Origin of the sequence: Undibacterium sp. RuTC16W (genome assembly GCF_049339445.1) — a bacterium.
Taxonomy (GTDB): Bacteria; Pseudomonadota; Gammaproteobacteria; order Burkholderiales; family Burkholderiaceae_D; genus Undibacterium.
Window position 1 is genome coordinate 274,604 of the sequence record NZ_JBMPPE010000004.1, and the last position, 19,153, is coordinate 293,756.

At 47.2% G+C, this 19,153-nt stretch carries 18 protein-coding genes and 7 tRNA genes; 23 read left to right on the forward strand and 2 right to left on the reverse strand.

What is annotated here, in order from left to right:
- The first annotated feature begins 20 nt into the window (after positions 1-20).
- From ACO0K4_RS10140 to nadC, 15 genes are all read left to right on the forward strand, one after another.
- On the forward strand, positions 21-416 hold the full coding sequence (locus ACO0K4_RS10140; protein WP_422956501.1) for a DUF4845 domain-containing protein: 396 nt from the start codon (positions 21-23) through the stop codon (positions 414-416).
- Positions 417-427: 11 nt separating this feature from the next.
- Positions 428-1,300, forward strand: a complete 873-nt coding sequence (rnc, locus tag ACO0K4_RS10145) for a ribonuclease III (protein WP_422956502.1) — start codon at positions 428-430, stop codon at positions 1,298-1,300.
- On the forward strand, positions 1,297-2,199 hold the full coding sequence (gene era, locus ACO0K4_RS10150) for a GTPase Era (protein ID WP_422956503.1): 903 nt from the start codon (positions 1,297-1,299) through the stop codon (positions 2,197-2,199). Before rnc ends, era begins: the two co-directional genes overlap by 4 nt.
- 7 nt (positions 2,200-2,206) lie before the next feature.
- Positions 2,207-3,070, forward strand: a complete 864-nt coding sequence (recO, locus tag ACO0K4_RS10155) for a DNA repair protein RecO (RefSeq protein WP_422956504.1) — start codon at positions 2,207-2,209, stop codon at positions 3,068-3,070.
- The gene (gene pdxJ / locus ACO0K4_RS10160; RefSeq protein WP_422956505.1) at positions 3,067-3,825 is read left to right on the forward strand and encodes a pyridoxine 5'-phosphate synthase; all 759 of its coding nucleotides are present in this window, start codon (positions 3,067-3,069) and stop codon (positions 3,823-3,825) included. Before recO ends, pdxJ begins: the two co-directional genes overlap by 4 nt.
- 10 nt (positions 3,826-3,835) lie before the next feature.
- A complete protein-coding gene (acpS, locus tag ACO0K4_RS10165; protein WP_422956506.1) occupies positions 3,836-4,240 on the forward strand; it encodes a holo-ACP synthase in 405 nt (134 codons plus the stop codon).
- Positions 4,233-6,116 carry an excinuclease ABC subunit UvrC gene (gene uvrC / locus ACO0K4_RS10170; RefSeq protein ID WP_422956507.1) on the forward strand — a complete coding sequence of 628 codons (1,884 nt, stop codon included), beginning with the start codon at positions 4,233-4,235 and terminating at the stop codon, positions 6,114-6,116. The genes acpS and uvrC overlap by 8 nt, the downstream gene beginning before the upstream one ends.
- 49 nt (positions 6,117-6,165) lie before the next feature.
- Positions 6,166-6,750, forward strand: coding sequence for a CDP-diacylglycerol--glycerol-3-phosphate 3-phosphatidyltransferase (gene pgsA / locus ACO0K4_RS10175; RefSeq protein ID WP_422956508.1), 585 nt, complete (start codon positions 6,166-6,168; stop codon positions 6,748-6,750).
- 41 nt (positions 6,751-6,791) lie between these two features.
- Positions 6,792-6,867, forward strand: a tRNA-Gly gene (locus tag ACO0K4_RS10180).
- A 25-nt stretch (positions 6,868-6,892) separates the two neighbouring features.
- Positions 6,893-6,968, forward strand: a tRNA-Gly gene (locus ACO0K4_RS10185).
- Positions 6,969-6,999: 31 nt separating this feature from the next.
- Positions 7,000-7,075 (forward strand) — tRNA-Gly (locus ACO0K4_RS10190).
- Positions 7,076-7,202: 127 nt separating this feature from the next.
- Positions 7,203-7,276 (forward strand) — tRNA-Cys (locus ACO0K4_RS10195).
- A 68-nt stretch (positions 7,277-7,344) separates the two neighbouring features.
- Positions 7,345-7,437 (forward strand) — tRNA-Leu (locus ACO0K4_RS10200).
- Positions 7,438-7,529: 92 nt separating this feature from the next.
- Positions 7,530-8,669 carry a quinolinate synthase NadA gene (gene nadA, locus ACO0K4_RS10205; RefSeq protein ID WP_422956509.1) on the forward strand — a complete coding sequence of 380 codons (1,140 nt, stop codon included), beginning with the start codon at positions 7,530-7,532 and terminating at the stop codon, positions 8,667-8,669.
- Positions 8,670-8,677: 8 nt separating this feature from the next.
- Positions 8,678-9,541: a carboxylating nicotinate-nucleotide diphosphorylase gene (gene nadC / locus ACO0K4_RS10210; RefSeq protein WP_422956510.1), complete on the forward strand. Its 864-nt coding sequence runs from the start codon at positions 8,678-8,680 to the stop codon at positions 9,539-9,541.
- A gap of 189 nt (positions 9,542-9,730) precedes the next feature.
- Here nadC and nadB read toward each other — a convergent pair whose 3' ends face one another.
- Entirely contained in the window at positions 9,731-11,335 is a 1,605-nt protein-coding gene (gene nadB, locus ACO0K4_RS10215) for an L-aspartate oxidase (protein ID WP_422956511.1), read from the reverse strand.
- A 185-nt stretch (positions 11,336-11,520) separates the two neighbouring features.
- Positions 11,521-12,732 carry a formate-dependent phosphoribosylglycinamide formyltransferase gene (gene purT, locus ACO0K4_RS10220; protein ID WP_422956512.1) on the reverse strand — a complete coding sequence of 404 codons (1,212 nt, stop codon included), beginning with the start codon at positions 12,730-12,732 and terminating at the stop codon, positions 11,521-11,523.
- A gap of 353 nt (positions 12,733-13,085) precedes the next feature.
- Here purT and ACO0K4_RS10225 point away from each other — a divergent pair, with 353 nt between their 5' ends.
- The 8 genes from ACO0K4_RS10225 to ccoP all read left to right on the forward strand — a co-directional run bounded on the left by ACO0K4_RS10225 (position 13,086) and on the right by ccoP (position 19,142).
- Entirely contained in the window at positions 13,086-13,358 is a 273-nt protein-coding gene (locus ACO0K4_RS10225; RefSeq protein WP_422956513.1) for an HU family DNA-binding protein, read from the forward strand.
- Positions 13,359-13,406: 48 nt separating this feature from the next.
- Positions 13,407-13,482 (forward strand) — tRNA-Val (locus ACO0K4_RS10230).
- 27 nt (positions 13,483-13,509) lie between these two features.
- Positions 13,510-13,586, forward strand: a tRNA-Asp gene (locus tag ACO0K4_RS10235).
- Between the two features lie 72 nt (positions 13,587-13,658).
- Complete coding sequence (locus ACO0K4_RS10240; RefSeq protein ID WP_422956514.1) at positions 13,659-15,581, forward strand: SurA N-terminal domain-containing protein; 1,923 nt, start codon at positions 13,659-13,661, stop codon at positions 15,579-15,581.
- 209 nt (positions 15,582-15,790) lie between these two features.
- Positions 15,791-17,230 (forward strand): cytochrome-c oxidase, cbb3-type subunit I, encoded by a 1,440-nt coding sequence (gene ccoN / locus ACO0K4_RS10245; protein WP_422956515.1) that lies wholly within the window; start codon positions 15,791-15,793, stop codon positions 17,228-17,230.
- 23 nt (positions 17,231-17,253) lie between these two features.
- On the forward strand, positions 17,254-17,871 hold the full coding sequence (gene ccoO, locus ACO0K4_RS10250) for a cytochrome-c oxidase, cbb3-type subunit II (protein WP_422956516.1): 618 nt from the start codon (positions 17,254-17,256) through the stop codon (positions 17,869-17,871).
- 105 nt (positions 17,872-17,976) lie between these two features.
- Positions 17,977-18,129 (forward strand): cbb3-type cytochrome oxidase subunit 3, encoded by a 153-nt coding sequence (locus ACO0K4_RS10255; RefSeq protein ID WP_422956517.1) that lies wholly within the window; start codon positions 17,977-17,979, stop codon positions 18,127-18,129.
- 2 nt (positions 18,130-18,131) lie between these two features.
- Positions 18,132-19,142, forward strand: a complete 1,011-nt coding sequence (gene ccoP, locus ACO0K4_RS10260; RefSeq protein WP_422956518.1) for a cytochrome-c oxidase, cbb3-type subunit III — start codon at positions 18,132-18,134, stop codon at positions 19,140-19,142.
- Positions 19,143-19,153 lie beyond the last annotated feature (11 nt).

The following is a 19,153-nucleotide window of genomic DNA, read 5'->3' on the forward strand; positions in this document are numbered from 1 at the left end:
TTGATTGGAGCGTACATTTTATGCAAACTATAAATGATAGAAGATTCACTCAGCAAAGCGGTATTTCCCTTATTGGATTGATACTTACGTTGGGTGTTTTAGTCATGATTGCTATGTTGGGGATGAAAGTGGTGCCCACGGTTGTTGAGTATTTGTCAATAAAAAAAGCTATAGTAATTGCCAAGCAAGCTGGCAGCACTGTGCGCGACATACAAATTTCTTTTGATAAGCAATCTGCAGCCGGATATTTTGATGCTGTTAGCGGAAAAGATTTATCTATCGTAAAAGGTGCTGATGGGATGGATGTCAGCTTTGCTTATACAAAAAAAATTCCCTTATTTGGCCCTGCAAGCTTACTGTTAGAGTACGAGGGAACAACAGCTAAAAGCGGTGCTCCCGCTAAAAGGCTGGAATAATCAGAGCTGATATGAACGACCAATTATTGCAAAAACGACTGGGGCATCAGTTTTCAAATGCGGCGCTATTGCAACAGGCCTTGACGCACCGCAGTCACAGTGGTTTGCATAACGAACGCCTGGAATTTTTAGGCGATTCAATTTTAAATTGCGTTATCGCTTCTTTATTATTTGATAGTTTTGCAAATATAGATGAAGGTGACCTCTCGCGTGTGCGTGCCAATTTAGTAAAGCAACAATCTCTATATGAAATTGCTCAAAGAATCGAGCTGTCGCAATTTCTGCGTTTGGGTGAGGGGGAGCTGAAGTCAGGTGGATTTCGTCGACCATCTATACTGGCAGATACGCTCGAAGCCTTATTTGGGGCGATTTTTCTCGATGCGGGATTTGATGCGGCTCGCGAGGTAATCAAGTCACTGTATGCGCCAGTGTTAAGCACTGTTGACCCGACTACACTAGGTAAAGACGCAAAAACCTTGCTTCAAGAATTTTTACAGAGTAAAAAAATCGCTTTACCTCAATACAATGTAGTCGCTACTCATGGTGCTGCCCACAATCAAGAGTTTGAAATCGAATGCTTAGTGCCAAAGCTGGAAATCCAGGTTTTTGGAGCCGGTGGCAGTCGCCGAGCTGGTGAGCAAGCCGCGGCCAAACTTGCACTGGAAACAGCGCTGACTCTATTGGCAAAATCACCTGGATCACGCAAGGCTAAACCTCGTACCTCTCAATTAAAACTTGCTGGCATTGCTACCGTTCAAACTGAGGTGAGTGATGAAAAAAAATTGAATATTGCCTCACAAAAATCGTTGCTGGATACAGCAAATGATCAAGGAGTGCCCTCCGCTGAACTTAGCGTACCTACCCAACGTCCAAAGACCGCATGACAGATCAATTGAATAATACCGAATTCCGTTGTGGCTATATCGCCATTGTCGGCCGCCCAAACGTTGGTAAATCGACTTTGATGAACACCTTGATTGGCGCCAAAGTCAGTATCACTTCTCGCAAAGCGCAGACTACTCGTCATCGAATTACAGGTATTCAGACCAAAGATAATACCCAGTATGTGTATGTTGATACGCCGGGATTTCAGACTAGGCATTCGAATCCTTTAAATCGTACCTTGAACCGCACGGTTACAAATACCTTGACCGCATCTGATGTCATTCTCTTTATTATTGAAGCAGGTACCTTCGGCGCTGCGGATCAGCAAGTTATCGATTTATTGCCGAAGAATGTGCCTTGTATTCTGGTAATCAATAAGTCTGATCGCGTCAAGGACAAGGCTGTCATGATGCCTTTTGCGCAGAAAATCATGGCTTTATATCCTTTCGCTGCGGTAGTGCCAGTCTCTGCGACTTTGCGTTTTCAGTTAGAGAATTTAGAAGGCGAAATTAAAAAGTATTTGCCATTCAATCCGCCGATTTTTGCTGAGGATGATATTACTGACCGTAGTGAAAAATTTTTGGCAACGGAAATTGTTCGGGAAAAGTTATTTCGTTTTGTCGGAGACGAACTCCCCTATACGAGCACAGTTCTGATTGAGAAATTTGAACAGGAAGGTAACTTGCGACGCGTTTTTGTGGCTATCCTGGTCGATAGAAACACACATAAATCTATGGTCATCGGCAATAAGGGGGCGAGATTGAAAGAGATTTCAACGCAATCGCGGCAAGATATGGAGAAGTTGTTTGGCGGCCCTATTTATCTTGAAATCTGGGTAAAAGTAAAATCCGGATGGGCGGATAACGAAGCTGGTTTGCGCGCATACGGTTACGAATAATTTATCTATGAATACCCAGGTGATAGACCTGAAGATAGACGATGTAATGCCGCTCGATAGCATTGCCGATGTACCTTTGACTGTAGTACTCCCAAAGACGTCGAAGGTGTCTGTAAGAAAAACGAGCTCGCCTGCGCGGCCAGTAAGAGCTTTTACCAAAGATATTCGTATCTTTGGTCAGCCCGGTTTTGTGCTTCATTCCTATCCCTACAAAGAAACTAGTCTGATCATCGATGTATTCACGCGTGACTACGGTCGCCTGGCTTTAGTGGCAAAAGGGGCAAAGCGGCCACATTCTCAATTGCGAAATATCTTACAGACCTTTCAGCCGTTAACGATGGCCTGGAGTGGAAAATCAGATATCAAGACGCTAAGCGCAGCAGAGTGGGTAGGCGGCATGCTGCCATTAGAGAAATCGGCGTTGTTGTGCGGATTTTATCTGAATGAATTGCTCGTCAAATTTTTAGTCCGGGACGAACCTCATCCTGAGTTATTTGATCAATATGTGTCAACACTCAATCAGCTTGCGCATAATGAACCTGCGCTGACTGTCTTGAGAAAATTTGAACATACCCTATTACAGCAGTCCGGTCTGGTCGGCGATCTTACCCGCTGCACTCTGACCCAAATGGCGGTTTTTCCGCAAGAAAATTATGTGGTGGATCCTGAACGTGGAGCCCGACCTGCCAGAGCTGCGGATACCAGCCCCAGGGTGAAGGGTAAGACTCTGTTGGATATGCACACGGGTGATTATCAGGATCCCATAACGCAATCTCAAAGTAAAATGTTGATGCGCTTTTTACTGGCGCATCATTTGCATGGCGCATCGCTGAATACGCGCCAAATTCTGATTGATTTGCAGAATCTATGAACATACATCAACAAACTCAAACAATTGATTTGGGTATTAATATCGATCATGTTGCTACTTTGCGTAATGCCCGTGGCACAAGTTATCCGGATCCTTTAGATGCTGCTTTAATGGCGGAGGAGGCGGGAGCGGATTGTATTACCCTGCACATGCGTGAAGATCGACGTCATATCAAAGATGCAGATGTTGAGCGTATTCGTCCCCGCCTGATTACCCGCATGAATCTTGAGGCGGCGGTCACCAATGAAATGATTGATTTCGCTTGCAAGATCCAGCCTCAAGACGTTTGTCTGGTGCCAGAACGTAGAGAGGAAGTCACCACGGAAGGCGGCTTGGATGTGGTGAAATATTTTGTCCAGGTACAGGCCGCAGTGCGTCAGCTGCAAGAAAAAAATATACGTGTCAGTTTATTTATTGATTCCGACGTTCACCAAATTCAAGCTGCGTCAGAAACCGGTGCCACAGTAATCGAGATTCATACCGGTCGTTACGCTGATGCGCATGATGAGGCGCAGCAATTAGCTGAATTGCAGCGTGTCAAACTCGGTGCTTTTGAGGGAATCAGGCGCGGACTCAAGGTTAACGCCGGACACGGCTTACATTACTTGAACGTTCAGGCTATTGCATCGATTCCTGATATCACTGAACTCAATATTGGACATGCCATCGTTGCTCAGGCAGTTTTTGTCGGCTGGAAAAAAGCAGTCAGCGATATGAAAGCGATCATGACGCAAGCCAGATTGCATCACCTTTAATCGAATATAAATGATCTACGGTATCGGTACCGATATTCTGCAAATTTCACGTGTCGAAGCTGCGTTGCAGCGACACGGTGATCGTTTTGCAGAAAAGATTTTAGGCCCGGATGAATTAAAGAAATACCATAGTCGCAAAGCCAAAGTAGAGGTCCGGGGTTTACGTTTTTTGGCGACTCGTTTTGCGGCGAAGGAAGCCTTTTCCAAAGCCATTGGTTTAGGTATGCGTATGCCGATGACCTGGCGATCTGCGCAAATAATAAACGCCCCTGGCGGACAGCCGATTCTGGTAACGCATGGCGCATTAGCCGATTGGATGCGTGAGCAAAACTTAACAGTGCGAGTCTCTATCACCGATGAGGCTGACTATGCTGTGGCATTTGTGATCGTTGAAAAAAATACTTCACATGTCTGATCAGTCTCCACAATCTCCAGTAATATCAAATTCAATTGCAGATGCGCGCAGTACGGTGCTTGATACTGTTGCCAAGCTTCCGAATCTGCCCGGTGTGTATCGCTACTTTGATATGCAAGATCAAGTGCTATACGTCGGCAAGGCACGTGACCTCAAGAAACGTGTTTCCAGTTATTTTCAAAAGACCTTAAGCAGTCCCCGTATTGCTATGATGGTCGAAAAAATTACCCGATTAGAAACGACAGTAACGCGCAGTGAGGCAGAGGCCTTAATCCTTGAAAATAATCTGATCAAGGCTTTGCGCCCACGTTATAACATTTTATTTCGAGACGACAAGTCTTATCCCTATCTGAAGATAACAAATCAAACATCGCCACGCATGACGTACTACCGTGGTGCGGTCGATAAAAAACATCAATATTTCGGGCCATTTCCTTCCGGTTGGGCGGTCAAGGAGTCAATGCAAATTTTGCAGAAAGTGTTCTTGCTGCGAAGCTGCGAGGATAGCGTTTTTTCGAACCGTACTCGCCCTTGCTTATTGCATCAGATTCATCGTTGTAGCGCACCTTGTGTCGACATTATTTCACACGAAGACTATATGGCAGATGTTGATAATGCTTCCAAATTTTTGCGAGGGAGACAATCTGAAGTAATGCAAACGCTAGAGAAAAAAATGCTGGCTTATGCGCAAGATCTGAAATTTGAACAAGCTGCGATTGTACGAAACCAAATGTCTGCCTTGTCAAAGGTGCTGCACCAGCAAAGCATGGAAACGACAGGCGATGCCGATATAGACATCATTGCAGTGATTGTCGAGGGTGGACGTGCTTGCGTGAATTTGGCAATGGTACGTGGTGGTCGCCATCTTGGTGATCGTGCTTATTTTCCTGCCCACGTCGACGATGCGCAATTGGCGATGGAAGATTCAATTGAAGTCGAAGTGCTATCGGCTTTTTTGGCGCAGCATTACGTCGATCAGTTTATTCCTTCGACTTTGATTTTAAATATTGAGCTAGATGCACCAGATCTTATTCTGGCACTGACAGCGCAATGCGGGCATAGGATTCACCTGTCGTTTCAACCTCAGGAGCAGCGCCGTGCCTGGTTGGAAATGGCAATCAAGGGTGCACAACTGGCGTTGGCGAGGATGTTGTCCGAGCAAGGGTCGCAACAATCCAGAACCCGTGCGTTAGTGAGTGTGCTGGAGCTAGAGGTGGAAGACCTTGAGGCGTTGCGCGTAGAATGCTTTGATATCAGTCATACCCAAGGCGAGGCGACGCAAGCCTCCTGCGTGGTATTTCATCATCATGTAATGCAGAACGGGGAATATCGTCGCTATAACATCAACGATATTACACCCGGCGATGATTATGCCGCCATGCGTCAGGTTCTGATGCGGCGGTATGAAAAGGTTGCAAATGGCGATGGTGTGATGCCGGATGTCGTTCTGATTGATGGCGGTAAAGGACAAGTCGAAATGGCACGGCAAGTGTTTGTCGAGTTGGCACTGGATATCAGCCTGATTGTCGGAGTTGCTAAAGGTGAGGGGCGTAAAGTAGGTTTGGAGACCCTGATTTTTGTAGATGGCAGAGCAGAGAAAGAGTTGGGTAAGGAGTCAGCTGCGTTGATGTTAATCGCACAAATTCGCGATGAAGCTCATCGCTTCGCTATTACCGGCATGCGCGCCAAGCGCGCTAAGGCAAGGCAAACATCACAGCTAGAGGAAATTGAAGGCGTCGGACCAAAGCGCAGGCAACGCTTATTAGTGAGGTTTGGCGGGCTAAAGGGAGTCGCCGATGCAAGTGTGGACGATTTGGCTTCAGTCGATGGCATTTCCCGTCAATTAGCTGAAGAAATTTACAAGCGATTGCGTTAGACAAATATAATACAAAAATTAATAGGTAAATACCTTACGCAAATCATCCATGCCTTTCAATATTCCCATCTTGCTCACCTGGTTACGCGTCGCGCTTATTCCGCTAGTAGTCGGCGTTTTTTATTTGCCTGATTCCTGGCTGAGTTCTTTTGATCGGGGACTAGCCTCCACTCTGGTGTTCATTGTCGCGGCAGTCACTGATTGGTTTGACGGTTTTCTTGCACGCCGCTGGAACCAAACCTCTGCGTTTGGTGCTTTCCTCGATCCGGTTGCCGATAAATTGATGGTGGCAGGTGCTTTGTTGGTGCTGGTTCAGCTGGACCGTGTCAACGCAGTCATTGCTTTTGTAATCATAGGACGTGAGATTACGATCTCCGCATTGCGTGAATGGATGGCGCAAATCGGAGCATCAAAATCGGTAGCAGTAAGCTCGTTAGGTAAGATTAAAACGACCGCACAAATGGTCGCTATCCCTATGTTGCTGTATTACGATGTGCTCTTCAATGTGATTGATACAGCGTATTGGGGCGCATGGCTGCTCCTGATTGCAGCTGTGTTGACTGTGTGGTCTATGTTTTATTATTTGCGCCGTGCATGGCCTTTAATCAAAGAGACAACGGACAAAATGTCTTGACAGAGTAATTGGCTGATATATAATGTGCGCCTGTCGTTGATGCGGGAGTAGCTCAGTTGGTAGAGCGCAACCTTGCCAAGGTTGAGGTCGAGAGTTCGAGACTCTTCTCCCGCTCCATTAATGACAGGGCGTAAAAAATTCTGCGGGAGTAGCTCAGTTGGTAGAGCGCAACCTTGCCAAGGTTGAGGTCGAGAGTTCGAGACTCTTCTCCCGCTCCAGATTTTTTAAGCATAGATGTTTGTTTCGAATGCGGGAGTAGCTCAGTTGGTAGAGCGCAACCTTGCCAAGGTTGAGGTCGAGAGTTCGAGACTCTTCTCCCGCTCCAGAATTTGAAGGGAAGCAGTGCTTCCCTTTTTTATTCAGCGAGTTGGCTGAAATAAGTTTTAGATGTAAAGTGATCTTAGTGACTTCATAATCCAAGTTCAGTTTGTTCGCTTTAAAATTATAGTTTTGGCGGGATAGCAAAGAGGTTATGCAGCGGCCTGCAAAGCCGTTTAGAGCGGTTCGATTCCGCTTCCCGCCTCCATTTATAGCGCCTCAGGCGCTTGATAGGCTTTGATGGATGGTGCATTAGCACTGTTCTTTAAGTAGCGTGCCCGAGTGGTGAAATTGGTAGACACATCGGACTTAAAATCCGCCGCTTCGTTAATAGCGGGCGTGCCGGTTCAATTCCGGCCTCGGGCACCAATTGCTATAAGAAATAATACTAACCCGCCCTTCTGGTCACAGGAGCGCGGGTTTTTTTATGCTGTTACACTAAGTTTTTGACCCTGTTGAGAATGCATATGGAAGCAACCAAAGTCATTGAATTTGAACGTCCGCAAATGGATTCTGGAACCAGTTGTACCGCCGCAGCATGGGCTCGTGTTCCGGATGCGCCCAATGCAGCAGAAAAAGAGCAACTGAGGACTCGCATCAAACAATTGCTGCATGAAAAGCAAGCTGTTTTAGTCGCACATTATTATGTAGATGCCGACTTGCAGGATCTGGCTGAGGAGACCGGCGGTTGTGTCTCTGATTCCCTGGAGATGGCACGTTTTGGACGTGATCATGCGGCAAAAACGTTGATCGTTGCTGGCGTCAAATTTATGGGGGAGACGGCAAAAATCCTCAGTCCTGAAAAAACGATTTTGATGCCGGATCTGGATGCGACCTGCTCGCTGGATCTCGGCTGTCCATCGGACGAGTTTGCTGCGTTTTGTGATGCACGTCCCGATCGTACTGTAGTGGTGTATGCCAACACCAGTGCTGCTGTCAAAGCGCGTGCCGACTGGATGGTGACATCAAGTATCGGCCTGGATATCGTGGCGCATTTGCACGCGCAAGGTAAAAAAATTCTGTGGGCACCGGATAAGCACTTGGGCTCTTACATACAACAGAAGACGGGTGCTGATATGCTGCTGTGGCAGGGTTCATGTTTGGTGCATGATGAGTTTAAGGGGATCGAGCTTGACGTGTTGAAGGCGGAGCATCCGAACGCTAAGGTGCTGGTGCATCCAGAGTCGCCGGCTGCAGTGGTGGCGCTGGCAGATGTGGTCGGCTCAACTTCTCAAATGATTTATGCGGCCAAAACTATGGAGGCGACAGAATTCATTGTAGCGACGGACAACGGCATCTTGCACAAAATGCAGATGGCAGCGCCAGGAAAAAAATTTATCGTCGCGCCGACTGCAGGCAATAGCGCTACCTGTAAGAGTTGCGCCCATTGCCCGTGGATGGCGATGAATGGTTTGCGTAATTTATTACAGGTACTTGAGCAGGGTCATAATGAAATTCAGGTCGACACTGCAGTCAGTGTCAAGGCAAAATTGTGCATTGATCGTATGCTGGATTTTGCCGCGGCAAAAAAAGCGAATGTGCGCCCGGGCGCAGATTTGGCTAAAGAGCAAAAATTGTTTTCAGGGATAGGTCCGGCATGAGTCATTCCATGAGTAATCTGAAAAATGTATTCGCACCGTTTGATGCGGATTTGTCAGCAGCATTTGAACGTAATATTGCAGATGCGATTGCCGAGGATGTAGGTGGCTGTGATGTGACTGGTTTACTGGTTCCGGAAGATCAGATGGTATTGGCGCAAGTGATTGTGCGCGAAGAGGCGGTGCTATGCGGTGCCCCCTGGTTTGATGCTGTGATGGCAGCGCTGGATAGCCGCATTAAAGTCGAGTGGATGTGGGAGGAGGGGGCATTGATGAAAGCGAATAGCCCGGTGTGCAAAATCACGGCTCCTGCACGTGCCTTGCTGACTGCTGAGCGCAGCGCGCTGAACTTCTTGCAATTGCTGTCTGGTGTGGCAACGGTAACGCGTCAGTACGTGACCTTGATTGCGGGCACTGCTGCGGCGATTCTTGATACCCGAAAAACCTTGCCAGGGCTGCGTCTCGCACAAAAATATGCCGTACGGGTAGGTGGAGGTAAAAATCAACGTCTGGCTTTGTACGACGGTATTCTCATTAAAGAAAATCATATTGCGGCAGCAGGTGGTATCGAAGCGGCGATGCAGGCTGCGCATGCCTTGCAGGCGGATGTCAGTATACAAATTGAGGTCGAAAGTCTGGAGCAGCTGCAAACTTCTCTGCGCGCGGGTGCTGCGTCGATTCTTTTGGATAACTTTAGTACCGAGATGATGCGGGCTGCTGTAGATCTGAATGCTGGCCGTGCCTTGCTGGAGGCATCCGGCGGTGTTGATAAGAGTTCGGTGCGTGCAATTGCTGAAACAGGTGTGGACAGGATTTCGATCGGTAGTTTGACCAAAGACATCAAGGCTACGGACTATTCGTTACGGATTATCTGATTTTTACGATACTCCCCATCTATAGGCATAAAAACAGGCTTAATCCGCAATGATTGGTGGGAATGTTAAATAATACTGGGTGGCAGTATATTTTTCTTAGCACTTTGCTGTAATCCAGAATAGATAAAAAACGCGCTACCATGTTGGCAATAACACGGTAGCGCGCTTTGATTTTTGTAATACTGCAGACTATTTCTTCCGCTTCGGTGATAAGACTGTCGGCAGCGCTTTTGGCAGCGTATCAGGATAATCGCGACTAAAATGCAAGCCGCGGCTTTCACGACGCGACAGCGCGCTATTCACGATCAGTGAGGCGACATCAACCAGATTTCGCAACTCAAGCAAGTTATTAGAGATGCGGAAATTCGCGTAATATTCATCGATCTCTTCCTTCAGCAAACGGATGCGGTGCTTGGCGCGCTCCAGTCGTTTGTTGGTTCTGACGATGCCAACGTAATTCCACATAAAGCGTCGTAACTCATCCCAGTTATGAGCGATCACGACTTCTTCGTCTGCATCGGATACACGGCTTTCATCCCAGGCGGGTAGGTTTGGTGAGACAGTTTGTTCTTGTGCTGCGATATGTTGTGCCGTGGCTTTGCCGATGACCAGGCATTCGAGCAGAGAGTTGCTGGCAAGCCGATTCGCCCCATGCAATCCTGTATAAGCCGTCTCGCCAACGGCGTACAGGCCAGGCAAATCCGTTCTGCCAGTCGTGTCGGTGACGATGCCGCCGCAGGTGAAGTGAACGGCAGGCACGACGGGAATAGCTTGTTTTGTGATGTCAATACCCAGCTCCAGGCAGCGGGCATAGATCATCGGGAAATGTTCTTTTAAAAATTCCGGCGGCTGATGTGTGATATCCAGTTCGACATAATCCAGTCCGCGCTTTTTCATCTCGAAGTCAATTGCCCGCGCAACTACATCGCGTGGCGCAAGTTCTGCACGTGCATCATGATCCAGCATAAAGCGCGCACCCGCACTGGTACCTGCTTCGGCGGGCAGTTTGAGAATGCCGCCTTCGCCGCGTACCGCTTCGGTGATCAAAAATGATTTAGCGTAAGGGTGATACAGGCACGTCGGGTGAAATTGCATGAACTCCATATTCGCAACACGGCAGCCAGCGCGCCATGCCATTGCAATGCCGTCGCCTGTCGCTGTATCCGGATTGGTCGTGTAAAGATAAACCTTGCCAGCGCCGCCAGTCGCCATCACGGTATGCTGTGCCTCAAAGGTATGTACTTTTCCGGTTTTAACATCCTGTACATACAAGCCCAGACAGCGCGGGGTTGCCGAGGTCTCGCCTAGTTTGGCAGAGGTAATGACGTCGATGGCGTAATGGTGTTCAAACAAGCTGATATTGGGATGTGCACGTACGATTTGCTCGAGAGTCAGTTGTACGGCATGGCCTGTCGCATCCGCTGCATGAATGATACGGCGCTGGCTATGACCACCTTCCCGCGTCAGATGGAAGCCCAGTTCGGCATCGTCGTCGCGTGTGAACGGCACACCTTGCTCAATCAGCCAGTCAATCGCCTCGCGACCATGTTCAATGATATAGCGGGTTGCCCCTTCGTCGCACAAGCCTCCACCGGCGATCAGTGTGTCCGAGATGTGTTGTTCATGGCTGTCGTGCGAATCAAGTACTGCGGCAATGCCGCCTTGTGCCCAGTCACTGGCGCCGTCCAGTAAAGCACGTTTTGAAATCACTGCGACTTTACGCGTTTTAGCGAGATGCAGCGCGACGGATAAACCAGCGAGGCCACTGCCTACAATTGCAACATCAAATTTCATATATATGCTTTGAATATTTTGAACAAACAACGACGGAAGGACTAACTATAGGTGAAATCAAGAAAGTTGGAGGAAACACACAAAATGTTAAGCTGAAATAAAAGCCTGGCAAAGCAGGCTTTTAGAGGTGCCAGATATTCACTCAGTGGGATGTGTCCAGAAATTTTTTGCGATTTCTCAGTACATCAATCAATAATCACCGGACGTACTTTTGCCGCTGCTGCTTTAGCGAGTGTTCTTGCAGTATCGGTATCTTTGGCCGTTGCCAGTGCCACGCCCATGCGGCGGCGGTTAAAGGACTCTGGCTTCCCAAATAAGCGGATATCCGTGCCTTCAACCTGTAATGCTTCTGCCACGCCTTCAAAGGCAATCGCTTTGTGGTTGTGTTGTCCGTAGATGACAGCAGAGGCGGCAGGACTACGCAAGCTGACGTTGACCGGCAATCCAAGGATGGCCTTGGCATGTAATTCAAATTCGCTTTGCACCTGGCTCGACATGGTTACCATGCCTGTGTCATGCGGACGAGGGCTGACTTCTGAGAACCAGACCATCTCATCTTTGACAAATAATTCGACGCCAAACAATCCAAGTCCTCCTAGATCATCGGTCACTTTTTTTGCGATATCGCGAGCTCGTTCTAGTGCTTTGTTATGCATAATTTGCGGCTGCCATGACTCGACATAATCGCCTTGTACTTGAACATGGCCAATAGGCTCACAGAAATGCGTTTCGATCTGACCATCGCGGCCCATTGCACGTACCGTCAGCAATGTGATTTCGTATTCAAAATCAATGAAACCTTCGACAATGACGCGGCCGGAGTTCACGCGACCACCTGCTGCTGCGTAATCCCAGGCGGACTGTACTTCATCCGTGCTGTCAATTTTGGATTGACCTTTACCTGATGAGGACATGACTGGTTTGATGATGCACGGAAAGCCGATGTCGTTGCATGCTGCCTGTAGTTCTGCAAGGCTGTCGGCAAAGCGATAAGGTGAAGTCGGCAGCGCCAGAGTCTCAGCTGCAAGGCGACGAATGCCCTCGCGGTTCATTGTCAGCCATGCAGCGCGGGCGGTAGGGATGACGCGGGCTTTGCCTGCTTTTTCTAATTCCATCAACATGGGCGTGGCGATTGCCTCGATTTCCGGTACAACCAGATCGGGCTGCTCTTTTTCAATCAAGCTAGCAAGTGCCGCGCCATCTGTCATATCTATTACATAGGCGCGGTGCGCAACCTGGTGTCCGGGTGCGTTGTCGTAGCGATCAACTGCGATGACTTCAACCCCCAGACGCTGCAGAGAAATGATGACTTCCTTGCCTAATTCGCCCGAGCCGAGGAGCATGACTTTGGTCGCATTTGCGGAAAGAGGTGTGCCGAATTGCTGTATGGTTTTCATAAATTATTTCTCGGGATGATTGATTAATTTGCGGAATAATTTCTGCGATCAAAAATAGACTTTTGATTAAATGGTTTGATTCGATGGTTTAAAACAACAGGTCTGATCTTGTCTGATGAGGCTGTTTTGAGGGTAAATGCATGCGAAATCCGAATTTCGAAATTATACTTTTGATTTAACAAAGAAAACCCAAGAAGATTGTAGGAAAACGCTGCAAACCGCTTGACACAAGGCTTTCCGGCTTGATTTAATACTGGATGCAGATTTTCTGCCTGCCGTGATAGATGGCCGACCAATAAATAATCGAATACATCATCGCGAAGTTAAACTAGACTTTTGTGAGGAGGACGTAAGTGAATAAAACTGAATTGATCGATCACATTGCGAAAACAGCTGATATTTCAAAGGCAGCATCATCACGTGCATTAGACGCAGTGATTGGCGCAGTTAAAACAACATTGAAAAAAAGTGGCACAGTGACTCTGGTCGGCTTTGGCACATTTTCTGTTGGTAAACGTGCAGCAAGAACAGGCCGTAATCCACGCACTGGTGAAGCAATTAAGATCAAATCTGCTAAGGTTCCTAAATTTAAGCCTGGCAAAGCTTTGAAAGATGCGGTAAACTAATTGACTTCGTGGTGCAGTGACAAGCACCACACTGTTGTAAATTTGATGGGGCGCTTAGCTCAGTTGGTAGAGCGGAGCCCTTACAAGGCTTAGGTCGGGAGTTCGAGCCTCTCAGCGCCCACCACAAATTTTCAGCATTTGCAGTATATAAGGAGTGGTAGTTCAGTTGGTTAGAATACCGGCCTGTCACGCCGGGGGTCGCGGGTTCGAGCCCCGTCCGCTCCGCCAAGATTAAAAAGGTGAACGCAAGTTCACCTTTTTTCATATTCGGTAACAGTTTGTCAGAGTGATCGGTTGACCATGTTTGAGTATATTCGTACACACCAACGCTTGATGCAGTTTTTATTGCTGCTGATTATTTTTCCTTCCTTCGCCTTTTTTGGCCTGGAAAGCTATACACGTTCACGTGGCGCTAATGAGCCTGTTGCGACGGTAGCCGGACAATCGATTAGTCAACAAGAGTTTGATACAGCCCAGCGTGACCAGTTGGAGCGTCTGCGCCAGATGTATGGCCCGCAATTCGACTCCAAGTTGTTGAATACCGCCGAGGCTCGCCAAAATATTCTCGATGATCTGATCACACGTAAAGTGATTAATGTCGAAATAGCCAATCAACACCTGAGCGTATCGGATGAGGCATTGCAGCAGGCAATTTTGGCAGAGCCAGCTTTGCTCAAGCCCGACGGTACTCGTGACGTTGAGCAATTTAAAAAATTATTGGCAATGCAGGGTATGACGCCAGAGAGCTATGCACAACGTTTGCGTCAAAGTATGTCACTTCAGCAGTTGCTGGGTGCCGTGCAGTCCACGGCAATTGTTCCAAAAACGGTCGCTAATTCTTTGTCTGTTATTAACGAACAGGAAAGAGAAGTTCAGGCTCTGAATTTTCAGTCAGCTGATTTTGCCTCACAGGTAAAAGTGACGGATGAGATGCTGAAGTCCTACTACGAAAAAAATTCAGCTCAGTTTGAAATTCCTGAAACCATCAAAGCTGAGTATGTTGTGTTGAACAATGAGGCGCTGAGTTCGCAAATCACTGTGTCCGACGCAGAGATTCAAGTTTTTTACGAACAAAATAAAAAGTCTGCTACGACTGAAGAGCAGCGTCGTGCAAGCCATATTTTGATTTCATCCAACAAAGATGCAAAAGATGCGGATAAAGCGGCAGCCAAACAAAAGGCTGAAAAGCTATTAGCTGATGTGCGCAAGAGCCCTGAATCCTTTGCAAAATTAGCGAAAGAACATTCTCAGGATCCGGTGTCAGCAGAGCGTGGCGGAGATCTGGATTATTTCGGTAAGGGTGCAATGACTAAAGCATTCGAAGACACTGTATTCAAGTTGAAACAAGGTGAAATCAGTGAGCTTGTTCAAACAGAATTCGGTTATCACATCATCCAGTTGACGGCGATTAAACCAGCGAGTGTGAAGTCTTTGGAAGAGATGAAGTCACAAATCGTGGCAGACATCAAAAAACAAAAAGCAGCTAAAGCTTATGCTGAAGCAGCAGAAACATTTACCAACACCGTCTACGAGCAAGCAGATAGTTTGAAGCCGGTTGCCGATAAACTGAAACTGCAAGTGCAAACGACTAATGTGTTGACTCGCCAACCGAATCCGGCTTTGCCAGCAGTGGCTTTGTTTAATAATCCAAAGTTCTTGAAGGCGATTTTTTCTGATGAATCCGTCAAGAAGAAACACAACACAGAAGCTGTTGAAGTAGCGCCTAGTACACTGGTCTCCGGTCGTGTCATTGAGTACAAAGCGGCGAGCAAACGTCCATTCGAAGAAGTGAAGGCGATCATACTGGCTCGTGTTACTTTGACAGAATCAGTTGCTCTTGCAAAAAAAGCGGGTGAGGATAAACTGAAGGCATTGAAATTGGCGGACAACGCTGCTGGCTTCTCTGAAAGTAAGATAGTATCCCGTTTGAAAAATCAAGATGTTGCACCAGCAGTTTTTACTGAAGTCATGAAAGCCGATCTGCAAAAATTGCCCGCATTCGTTGGTGTTGAGACCCCCGGTTCTGGCTATAGTATTTATCGTATTGCAAAGGTAAATGCAGGTACGGTAGATGCGGGACGACGTAAAATTGAACAATCGCAGTTTGCTGATGCCATCGCGCAAAACGATATGTTCTCTTATGTAGAAGCGCTCAAGCAAAAATCCAAAGTTACTATCAATAAGGCGCTTGTTTCTGCTCCTCCTGCAGCAGCTCCTCAATAATAGGATCTGACATGGAAAAAAAGCACCGTAAGGTGCTTTTTTTACGTCTGCTTTAAGCATGAGAAGCTCAATAAATTCAGATTTCACTGAAATTATTGATTAAAATTTTCTCAAAATTTTTTCCTAATTCCTACTTTTTGATTTGTATCAATATCGCATGTAAGCATGCTCGCTATTCTGTCAATGAATTCTATTAACAGAGTGAGATCATGACGATATCTAAAGAAAGTTCTTACAATTATCGCGTAGTGCGGCAATTCTCTCTCATGGCAGTCGTATGGGGAATAGTTGGTATGCTGGTAGGCGTAATTATCGCTTCACAGCTTGCCTGGCCCGAGTTGTTTTCAGGAATACCCTGGCTAAGTTACGGGCGACTGCGACCTTTACATACCAATGCAGTTATTTTTGCATTCGGTGGTTGTGCCTTGATGGGTACTTCCTACTATGTGGTGCAGCGTACATCGAGTGTGCGCCTGTTCTCTGATGCACTCGCAGGCTTTACCTTCTGGGGTTGGCAGCTCGTTATTCTGGCGGCGGCAATTTCCTTGCCACTTGGCTATACCCAGGGTAAAGAATATGCTGAACTGGAATGGCCGATTGATATCCTGATTGCTGTGGTATGGGTTGCGTATGCCATTGTTTTTTTCGGTACGTTAGTCAAGCGCAAGGTCGAACATATCTATGTTGCCAACTGGTTTTATGGCGCCTTTATCGTGGCTGTCGCCGTATTGCACATCGTCAATAGCGCGGCTATTCCGGTATCTCTGACTAAGTCTTATTCTGCATATGCCGGTGTACAGGATGCAATGGTGCAGTGGTGGTATGGGCACAACGCAGTCGGTTTCTTTTTGACGGCAGGTTTCCTGGGCATGATGTATTACTTCATTCCTAAACAAATCGAGCGTCCAGTTTATTCTTATCGACTGTCAATTGTTCACTTTTGGGCATTGATTTTTACCTATATGTGGGCCGGTCCACATCATCTGCATTACACCGCATTGCCTGACTGGGCGCAGTCTATTGGTATGGTGTTTTCCCTGATTTTGCTGGCACCTTCCTGGGGCGGTATGGTTAACGGCATCATGACTTTATCCGGTGCCTGGAGCAAGCTGCGTTCTGATCCTATCCTGCGCTTTCTCATCGTCTCCTTGTCTTTTTACGGTATGTCTACCTTTGAAGGCCCGATGATGGCAATCAAAACAGTCAATGCTTTATCTCATTACACAGACTGGACTGTCGGGCACGTACATTCTGGGGCGTTGGGCTGGGTGGGTTTTATCTCTATCGGTAGTTTGTACTACTTGATTCCGCGATTATTTGGTCAGACAGAGATGTATAGCAAGCGGTTGATCGAAGTGCACTTCTGGGTGGCGACGATTGGTGTGGTCTTATACATCGCTTCGATGTGGATTGCTGGCGTGATGCAAGGCTTAATGTGGCGCGCAGTGAATGAAGACGGCACCTTGACTTATTCGTTTGTAGAGACAGTGAAGGCTACCTATCCGTACTACGTCATTCGTATGACCGGTGGCCTGATGTATTTCAGTGGCATGTTGGTGATGGCATATAACGTTGTAAAAACCGTCGCTGGTGCAAAGCCTGTCAACAATGCGGTTCCCATGTTAAGCCCAGTTACGGCTCATGCCTGATCAGAGAAATAAGGAGAATTTATATGCGTAATTTTACTCATGATCTGATTGAGCGAAATGTGGGATTGTTATTGGTACTGGTCATACTGACGATCAGCATCGGTGGACTGGTAGAAATCGTTCCCTTATTTTTCCAGAAATCGACAACGCAGCCAGTCCAGGGGATGCAGCCATATTCATCATTGCAATTGACCGGCCGGGATATCTATTTACGTGAGGGCTGCTATGGCTGTCACTCACAAATGATTCGTCCATTCCGTGCAGAAACTGAGCGTTATGGCCACTACTCGGTAGCAGGAGAGTCTGTCTACGATCATCCATTTCAGTGGGGTAGCAAGCGTACCGGCCCCGATCTGGCCCGGGTTGGTGGCCGTTACAGCGACGCCTGGCACAGAGATCATCTGAATGATCCACGTTCAGTTGTTCCTGAGTCGAATATGCCTTCGTATTCCTGGCTGGCAAAAACGAAACTCGATAAAGCAGAGATCACTCCGAAGTTGAAAGCGATGAAAACCTTGGGCGTACCTTATACAGATCAGCAAATCGCAGCTGCCCCGGATGAAATTGCCGATAAAACAGAGCTTGACGCATTGATCGCCTATTTACAGATTTTAGGCACATCGATCAAAAATAAAAATTAAGGAAATTTTGGGTACGACAATTTGAACTATGCCTGTTAATGGTGTTGTCGTTATCCGGATTCCATGACTACTAGCAAGTCAGATTTCTAAGAGAGAGGATGAACCATGGACATTAATTTCACCATCGTCAGCAGTGTCGTGACTGTGATCAGCCTGATCGTGTTTTTGGGCATTCTCTACTGGGCATTCAGTAGTAAAAACAAAGCCCGATTCGAAGAGCTGGCACGCTTGCCAATTGAGAGTGAGAACGGAAAATAATCATGGCAGATTTTTTTAACCAATGGTGGAGTATAGGGATTGCAGTGTTGGTTGCAATCAGTATTTTTGTATGCGGATTGTTGCTGTGGTCGCAATCTACAGTCAAAGTAAAAATAGGTAGTGATGGCAAACCATTGCCAGCCGAAACAACGGGTCATGTATGGGACGGAGATTTAACAGAGAAAAATAATCCGTTGCCACGCTGGTGGATGTGGTTGTTTTATCTCACCATTATTTACAGTATCGGCTATCTGATTGTCTATCCTGGCCTTGGTGACAGGCAAGGTAGTTTCGGCTGGAGTCAGGCCGGAGCGTATGAAAAAGAAATGGCGGATGGTGAAGCGCAATACGGACCTATCTTTAACAAGTATCTGGCGATGGACATCAAAGAAGTTGCTAAAGATCCACAGGCAAAAGAAATTGGTCAACGTCTGTTTTTGAATACTTGCTCACAATGTCATGGTTCTGATGCACAAGGTAGTAAGGGATATCCAAATTTGGCTGATAGTGACTGGTTATATGGTGGTGATCCGCAAACGATCGTCACGACAATTACTGAGGGCCGTCATGGCCAGATGCCGCCGATGGGAGCTGCGCTAGGTACTGATGATGATGTGCGCAATGTCGCCAATTACGTATTGAGCTTATCCAATTCTACTCATGATCCGATCAAGGCCGCACTGGGTAAATCCAAATTTGCAGCATGTGCCGCCTGCCATGGCGCTGAAGGTAAAGGTACGCAGGCGTTGGGGGCACCGAATTTGACCGATAAAATCTGGTTATATGGTGGCAGCATTGATGCCGTGATGGAAACCATCAACAAAGGCCGTAATAATCAAATGCCAGCACATAAAACTATTTTGACGCCTGCAAAAATTCATTTGCTCGCTGCGTATGTGTGGAGTTTATCTAATGACCCGTCGGCAGTGATAAAAACGGCAGAGCTAGCCACCGTTCAACAAATCGCGGAAGTTTCAAGTGCCCCGGCCGCTACATCAGAGGCAGCAAAATAAGAGATCACCAT

Excerpts from the sequence above, each read along its gene's own strand:
- era (WP_422956503.1), top strand. The coding sequence starts at position 1,297 with ATGACAGATCAATTGAATAATACCGAATTCCGTTGTGGCTATATCGCC.
- ccoO (WP_422956516.1), top strand. The coding sequence starts at position 17,254 with ATGCGTAATTTTACTCATGATCTGATTGAGCGAAATGTGGGATTGTTA.
- purT (WP_422956512.1), bottom strand. The coding sequence starts at position 12,732 with ATGAAAACCATACAGCAATTCGGCACACCTCTTTCCGCAAATGCGACC.
- uvrC (WP_422956507.1), top strand. The coding sequence starts at position 4,233 with ATGTCTGATCAGTCTCCACAATCTCCAGTAATATCAAATTCAATTGCA.
- acpS (WP_422956506.1), top strand. The coding sequence starts at position 3,836 with ATGATCTACGGTATCGGTACCGATATTCTGCAAATTTCACGTGTCGAA.
- ACO0K4_RS10140 (WP_422956501.1), top strand. The coding sequence starts at position 21 with ATGCAAACTATAAATGATAGAAGATTCACTCAGCAAAGCGGTATTTCC.
- pgsA (WP_422956508.1), top strand. The coding sequence starts at position 6,166 with ATGCCTTTCAATATTCCCATCTTGCTCACCTGGTTACGCGTCGCGCTT.
- nadC (WP_422956510.1), top strand. The coding sequence starts at position 8,678 with ATGAGTAATCTGAAAAATGTATTCGCACCGTTTGATGCGGATTTGTCA.
- nadA (WP_422956509.1), top strand. The coding sequence starts at position 7,530 with ATGCATATGGAAGCAACCAAAGTCATTGAATTTGAACGTCCGCAAATG.
- ACO0K4_RS10255 (WP_422956517.1), top strand. The coding sequence starts at position 17,977 with ATGGACATTAATTTCACCATCGTCAGCAGTGTCGTGACTGTGATCAGC.
- nadB (WP_422956511.1), bottom strand. The coding sequence starts at position 11,335 with ATGAAATTTGATGTTGCAATTGTAGGCAGTGGCCTCGCTGGTTTATCC.
- rnc (WP_422956502.1), top strand. The coding sequence starts at position 428 with ATGAACGACCAATTATTGCAAAAACGACTGGGGCATCAGTTTTCAAAT.
- recO (WP_422956504.1), top strand. The coding sequence starts at position 2,207 with ATGAATACCCAGGTGATAGACCTGAAGATAGACGATGTAATGCCGCTC.
- ACO0K4_RS10240 (WP_422956514.1), top strand. The coding sequence starts at position 13,659 with ATGTTTGAGTATATTCGTACACACCAACGCTTGATGCAGTTTTTATTG.
- ccoN (WP_422956515.1), top strand. The coding sequence starts at position 15,791 with ATGACGATATCTAAAGAAAGTTCTTACAATTATCGCGTAGTGCGGCAA.
- ccoP (WP_422956518.1), top strand. The coding sequence starts at position 18,132 with ATGGCAGATTTTTTTAACCAATGGTGGAGTATAGGGATTGCAGTGTTG.
- pdxJ (WP_422956505.1), top strand. The coding sequence starts at position 3,067 with ATGAACATACATCAACAAACTCAAACAATTGATTTGGGTATTAATATC.